Origin of the sequence: Sediminibacterium salmoneum NBRC 103935, from assembly GCF_000511175.1 — a bacterium.
GTDB lineage: Bacteria > Bacteroidota > Bacteroidia > Chitinophagales > Chitinophagaceae > Sediminibacterium > Sediminibacterium salmoneum.
On record NZ_KI866530.1, the window covers coordinates 763,088 to 768,426 of the forward strand.

Annotated in this window: 7 protein-coding genes; 4 read left to right on the plus strand and 3 right to left on the minus strand. The window is 40.1% G+C overall.

The window, feature by feature from the left end:
* Positions 1 to 127: 127 nt before the first annotated feature.
* The 4 genes from P767_RS0103745 to P767_RS0103760 all read left to right on the plus strand — a co-directional run bounded on the left by P767_RS0103745 (position 128) and on the right by P767_RS0103760 (position 3,138).
* Positions 128 to 379 (plus strand): type B 50S ribosomal protein L31, encoded by a 252-nt coding sequence (locus P767_RS0103745; protein ID WP_026763455.1) that lies wholly within the window; start codon positions 128 to 130, stop codon positions 377 to 379.
* Between the two features lie 90 nt (positions 380 to 469).
* On the plus strand, positions 470 to 1,201 hold the full coding sequence (gene bshB1, locus P767_RS0103750) for a bacillithiol biosynthesis deacetylase BshB1 (protein ID WP_026763456.1): 732 nt from the start codon (positions 470 to 472) through the stop codon (positions 1,199 to 1,201).
* Position 1,202: 1 nt separating this feature from the next.
* The gene (locus tag P767_RS0103755) at positions 1,203 to 2,078 is read left to right on the plus strand and encodes a carbon-nitrogen hydrolase (RefSeq protein WP_026763457.1); all 876 of its coding nucleotides are present in this window, start codon (positions 1,203 to 1,205) and stop codon (positions 2,076 to 2,078) included.
* A 16-nt stretch (positions 2,079 to 2,094) separates the two neighbouring features.
* Entirely contained in the window at positions 2,095 to 3,138 is a 1,044-nt protein-coding gene (locus P767_RS0103760) for an agmatine deiminase family protein (protein WP_026763458.1), read from the plus strand.
* 54 nt (positions 3,139 to 3,192) lie between these two features.
* Here the strand turns inward: P767_RS0103760 and P767_RS0103765 are convergent, their stop codons facing one another.
* Genes P767_RS0103765 through accD form a run of 3 tightly spaced genes read right to left on the minus strand, consistent with a single transcriptional unit; the run spans position 3,193 to position 5,137 of the window.
* On the minus strand, positions 3,193 to 3,780 hold the full coding sequence (locus P767_RS0103765; protein WP_026763459.1) for a methyltransferase domain-containing protein: 588 nt from the start codon (positions 3,778 to 3,780) through the stop codon (positions 3,193 to 3,195).
* Complete coding sequence (gene smpB, locus P767_RS0103770; protein WP_037351603.1) at positions 3,780 to 4,211, minus strand: SsrA-binding protein SmpB; 432 nt, start codon at positions 4,209 to 4,211, stop codon at positions 3,780 to 3,782. The genes P767_RS0103765 and smpB overlap by 1 nt, the downstream gene beginning before the upstream one ends.
* On the minus strand, positions 4,211 to 5,137 hold the full coding sequence (gene accD / locus P767_RS0103775) for an acetyl-CoA carboxylase, carboxyltransferase subunit beta (protein WP_084799807.1): 927 nt from the start codon (positions 5,135 to 5,137) through the stop codon (positions 4,211 to 4,213). The genes smpB and accD overlap by 1 nt, the downstream gene beginning before the upstream one ends.
* Positions 5,138 to 5,339: the final 202 nt, after the last annotated feature.

Here is a 5,339-nt window from a genome sequence, read left to right on the forward strand (position 1 = left end):
CCCTGCAATTTGTTAATATGAAGAGCTAAAAAGCTATTTTTTGGATAAAAAGGGGAATTCCCGTACATTTGCCATCCAAATTTTAAATAATCGTACGGCCAAATCCGTATAACCTAAACCAAATAACATGAAAAAAGGTATCCATCCTGAAAATTACCGTTTCGTTGTGTTCAAAGACATGAGTAATGGTACATCTTTCTTGTGCAAATCAACTGCAGCTACCAAAGAAACCATCTTACACGAAGATGGCAAAGAGTATCCGGTAATTAAGCTGGAAATTTCTAATACTTCTCACCCTTTCTATACTGGTAAGAATGTATTGGTGGATACTGCAGGTAGAATTGACAAATTTAAGAAGCGTTACGCTAAAAAGGACTAATGCTTTGCAGCATATCATTCAATCCTGCTCCTTCACGGGTGCAGGATTTTTTATTTATGTTCAATGGAACCCTTTTATTAATTTCATTTTATGCAATTAGACATTCTGGCTTTTGGAGTTCATCCCGATGACGTAGAACTTAGTTGTGCAGGAACCCTATTGGCATCTATTCATCAGGGTAAAAAAGTAGGTATAATAGATTTAACCCGTGGTGAATTAGGTACCAGGGGGTCTGCTGAAATCAGAGACGAGGAAGCAGCCGCCGCTGCCAAAATTTTAGGCGTTCACCATCGTGAAAACCTGAAAATGGCCGACGGTTTTTTTACGCATTCTGAAGAAAATATCCGTAAAATCATTGAAGTACTGCGTAAGTTTCGTCCATCTGTTATTCTGGCCAATGCAGTAGAAGACAGGCATCCTGACCATGGCAGAAGTGCCAAACTGGTAGCGGATGCAGCTTTTCTTGCAGGATTACAAAAAATTGAGACCCAGGATGAAAACGGAAACCTGCAGAAAGCATTCAGACCAACCCAGGTTTTTCATTATGTACAGGACAGGGTGTTGAATCCTGATTTTGTATTTGATGTAACGCCTTTCTACGAAAAGAAAATGGACTCTATCAGAGCTTATAGAACTCAATTTTATAGTGCAGACTCCAGCGAACCCAGCACCTATATTTCTTCTCCTCAATTTCTTGAAACAGTTAAAGGGAGAGACATGATGATGGGGAAGAAAATTGGCGTACTCTACGGAGAAGGATTCAATACAGAAAAGACAATCGGTATCCAGGATTTCAATCATATCATTCAGATAACAACTTAATATGGCAAAAGTAAAAGTGGGCATGGTTCAAATGTCCTGTTCCAATGTAAAGCAGGATAACCTGAGCAAAGCAATACAGGGCATAAGAGAAGCAGCTTCCCAGGGAGCTCAAATTGTATGTTTGCAGGAACTCTTCACTTCCCTGTATTTCTGCGATGTGGAAGATTACGAGAACTTTAAACTGGCAGAAGCCATACCGGGTGCAACAACGAATGCACTGAGCGAACTGGCTGCTGAATTGAATGTGGTTATTATTGCCTCCCTTTTTGAAAAAAGAACACAGGGCTTGTATCATAACACTACAGCCGTAATTGATGCAGATGGTACCTATCTGGGTAAGTACCGCAAAATGCATATTCCGGATGATCCTGCCTATTACGAAAAATTTTATTTTACTCCCGGCGATTTAGGGTATAAAGTTTTCAAAACCAAATTTGCCACATTGGGTGTTTTAATCTGCTGGGATCAATGGTATCCTGAAGCATCCCGTATAACCGCATTAATGGGGGCAGAAATTTTATTTTATCCAACTGCTATTGGTTGGGCAACCAGTCAGGATGAAGCAACCAATACAGAGCAATACAATGCCTGGCAGACCATTCAAAGAAGCCATGCCGTAGCCAATGGTGTTCACGTGGTAAGCGTAAACAGAGTTGGGCTGGAGCAAAATGGCGCCATGCAGTTCTGGGGAGGATCCTTTGTTGCCAATCCGTTTGGCAGTTTATTGTACAAAGCTTCTCATGATAAAGAAGAAACAATGGTTGTTGAACTAGACCTGGCTAAAACAGATCAGTACAGAACCCATTGGCCATTCCTGAGAGACCGCCGTATTGATTCTTATCAGCCTATTACCAAAAGATTTATTGACGAAGATTAATTGAATTGCATTTTATATGGATCAGATACCTGCACTTTTAGGATATACCTTCCCAGCCGAGTTTGCAAAGCACGAAGCAACCTGGCTAAGCTGGCCGCATAAGGAAGCCAGCTGGCCCGGAAAAATCAACAGCATTTATCCCAACTACAGCCTATTTGTAAAATACCTCGCCATGAGTGAATTCGTGAGAATTAACGTGGCAGATGCTGCAATGGAAAATTTTGCAAAAGAGCATTTGCAGAAAGCAGGGGTTAATATGGATAAAGTACAGTTTTTCCATCATCCCACCAATGATGCCTGGTGCAGAGACCACGGACCCGCATTTCTGATTAATCCAAATGCAGCTAATAAAAAAGTAATTGTTGACTGGAATTACAATGCATGGGGCAATAAATATCCACCCTATGACCTGGATGATGTAATTCCAACTTTAATTGGTAAGCATTTCAATATTCCGGTTTACCATCCCGGTATTATCATGGAAGGCGGATCAGTGGAATTTAATGGTGCCGGTTCTGTATTAACTTCAACTTGTTGTTTATTAAATCCAAATCGTAATCCTGATTTAACAAAGGAACAAATTGAAACGTATTTGCAGCAATATTATGGGGTTCAACAGGTGCTTTGGGTTTCAGAGGGCATTGTTGGTGATGATACAGATGGCCATATTGATGATACGGTTCGGTTTGTAAATGAAGACACAGTAATAACAGTGATTGAAGATAATAAGGCAGATGAAAATTATGAATTGCTTCAAACCAATTTAAAAGAGTTACAGGCAATGAGACTCTTGTCTGGTAAGCAATTGAATATTGTAGAACTACCCATGCCCGACGAAGTTATTTACGAAGACCAGCGACTTCCTGCTTCCTATGCTAATTTCTATATCAGTAACCAGCATGTGATTGTGCCTACTTTCCGTTGCAGCAAAGACGACAAAGCATTGCAGATTATTCAATCCTGCTTTGCCGACAGGGAAGTGGTGGGCATAGATTCAACCGATATTATCTGGGGATTGGGAAGCTTCCATTGCCTAAGTCAGCAGGAGCCGGCGGTATAAAAATGGTAAGTTTTTTAAAAAATTGGAAGACTCTTTTAACGAAGGAGGATAATTTTATTTCTTTTTAATGGCAATAAAAAAAAGCTCCGTGCCAGCGCGCGGCGCTACAGAATTGTAACAGGGAGCCATTCTCTCTAATTGAAAATATTTTTCAAATAGTTGCTGATAGGAGGCCTGTTCACCACCAAAGGGAGGTCCTCCTTCAAATGCTCTGTTAAATAGCAATCCAGCCAGTTTGCCGTTCTCTGACAATAGTGTCGCCATCTTTGCAACATATTTTTCTCGCAGATCCGGATTAAGTGCACAGAAAAAAGTTTGCTCCACTATCAGGTCGTAATGACCTTCCCACCTGAAAAAATCGGCTTCAATAAATTGAATGGCTGTCTGATTAGGATATTTTTCCTTTAAGGATTGAATCACAGCCGGTGCAATATCAATTACCGTAATATTCGTGAATCCCTGCTCAAGTAAATAAATGGCTTCATAACTGTTCCCTGCACCCGGAATTAAAATGGAAATATCTTTATTAGACAGTTGATCAAAATAGGCTTTCAGTGGGGGAGAAACAGCGCCTAAATCCCATTGGGATGCATTGTTGAGGTAGCGTTGGTTCCAATACTCAGCAGATAAAAATTCAGTCATTATCCTAAGAATCTTTTGATTTGCTTTTCCACATCCCGGTTTTTAATGGTCTCTCTTTTGTCGTGTAATTTCTTGCCTCTTGCCAGTCCAATTTCAACTTTTACGAATCCTTTATCTGTAAAGAATACTTTTAGAGGAACAATCGTATAGCCTTTGTCCTTTAACTTCAGTTGTAGTTTTTTAAGTTCTCTTTTATTGAGCAATAGTTTTCTGTCGTGAACTGCAATATGATTATTAGAAGTACCATGACTGTACTCAGCTATGTAAAGCCCGCGCACCCAGAGTTCTCCGTCATCGAACAGACAGAAAGCATCATTGAAACTGAGCTTGCTGTCCCGGATAGATTTAACCTCTGTTCCCAGTAATACAATTCCGGCCACAAATTTATCTTCAATGTGGTAGTTAAAATACGCCTGTCGATTGTTCATCATTAGCTTCTGAATAATTGCACGAGTTGTGCCAGCTTTTCCTTTAGATTTTTCCGGTCAATGATAAAATCAAGGAATCCATGTTCCAGCAGAAACTCACTTCTTTGAAATCCTTCCGGAAGATCTTTTTTAATGGTTTCCTTAATAACCCTTGGACCTGCAAAACCAATCAGTGCTCCCGGTTCAGCAATATTTAAATCTCCCAGCATCCCAAAGCTGGCTGAAATGCCACCAAAAGTAGGATCCGTTAGCATGGAAATATAGGGTAATCCTGCATCGCTAAGCTGAGAGAGTTTGCCGCTGGTTTTGGCTAACTGCATTAAACTGAAAGCACTTTCCATCATACGGGCCCCTCCGCTTTTGCTGATAACCAGATAGGGGAGCTTATGTTCTATGCAATAATCAACTGCCCTGCTGAACTTTTCTCCCATTACACTACCCAGCGAACCTCCAATAAATTCAAAGTCCATGCAAGCAACCACCAACGCTTCTCCATTTGCTTTACCTACACCCACACGCATGGAATCTTTCAGATCGGTTTTTGCATGAATATCATCCAATCTTTTCTGATAGGGTTTCAAATCGGTAAAGCCAAGAAAATCCTTGCTCTTTATTTCATCGTAGAGAACCTCGTATTCCCCGTTATCAAAAATAATATCAAAGTATTCTTCACTGCCAATACGGTGGTGATGATTACATTTTAAACAAACGAATAAATTCTCTTTTAATTCATTGGTGGTACAGATATAGTTACACTCAGGACATTTACTCCATAAACCTTCCGGAGTTTCCTTTTTATCTGCCGTAGAAGTAAGGATATTTCTGTTCTTACGGGTAAACCATCTTGACTTTGCAGGTTCAACTGGTTGCGGATTGGATTCGGCTCCAGTTAAATTTTGTTCGAAGTCTTCTTCACGCTCTTTTTTCATATATCGTGCAATCAAATTGGGGCGGAAAGATAATCAATTATCAAATAATGGGCGCTAAAATGTAAAACTCCAAACTGTTTTTCAACGGTTTGGAGTTCATGTAATTGATTTTAATAATACTAAGCGTTGCGATTGATGCAATTCAGGTCTTCAAAAGCCACTTCCAGGCGTTTTGAAAAATTCTCTTCCGCTTTTCTTAACC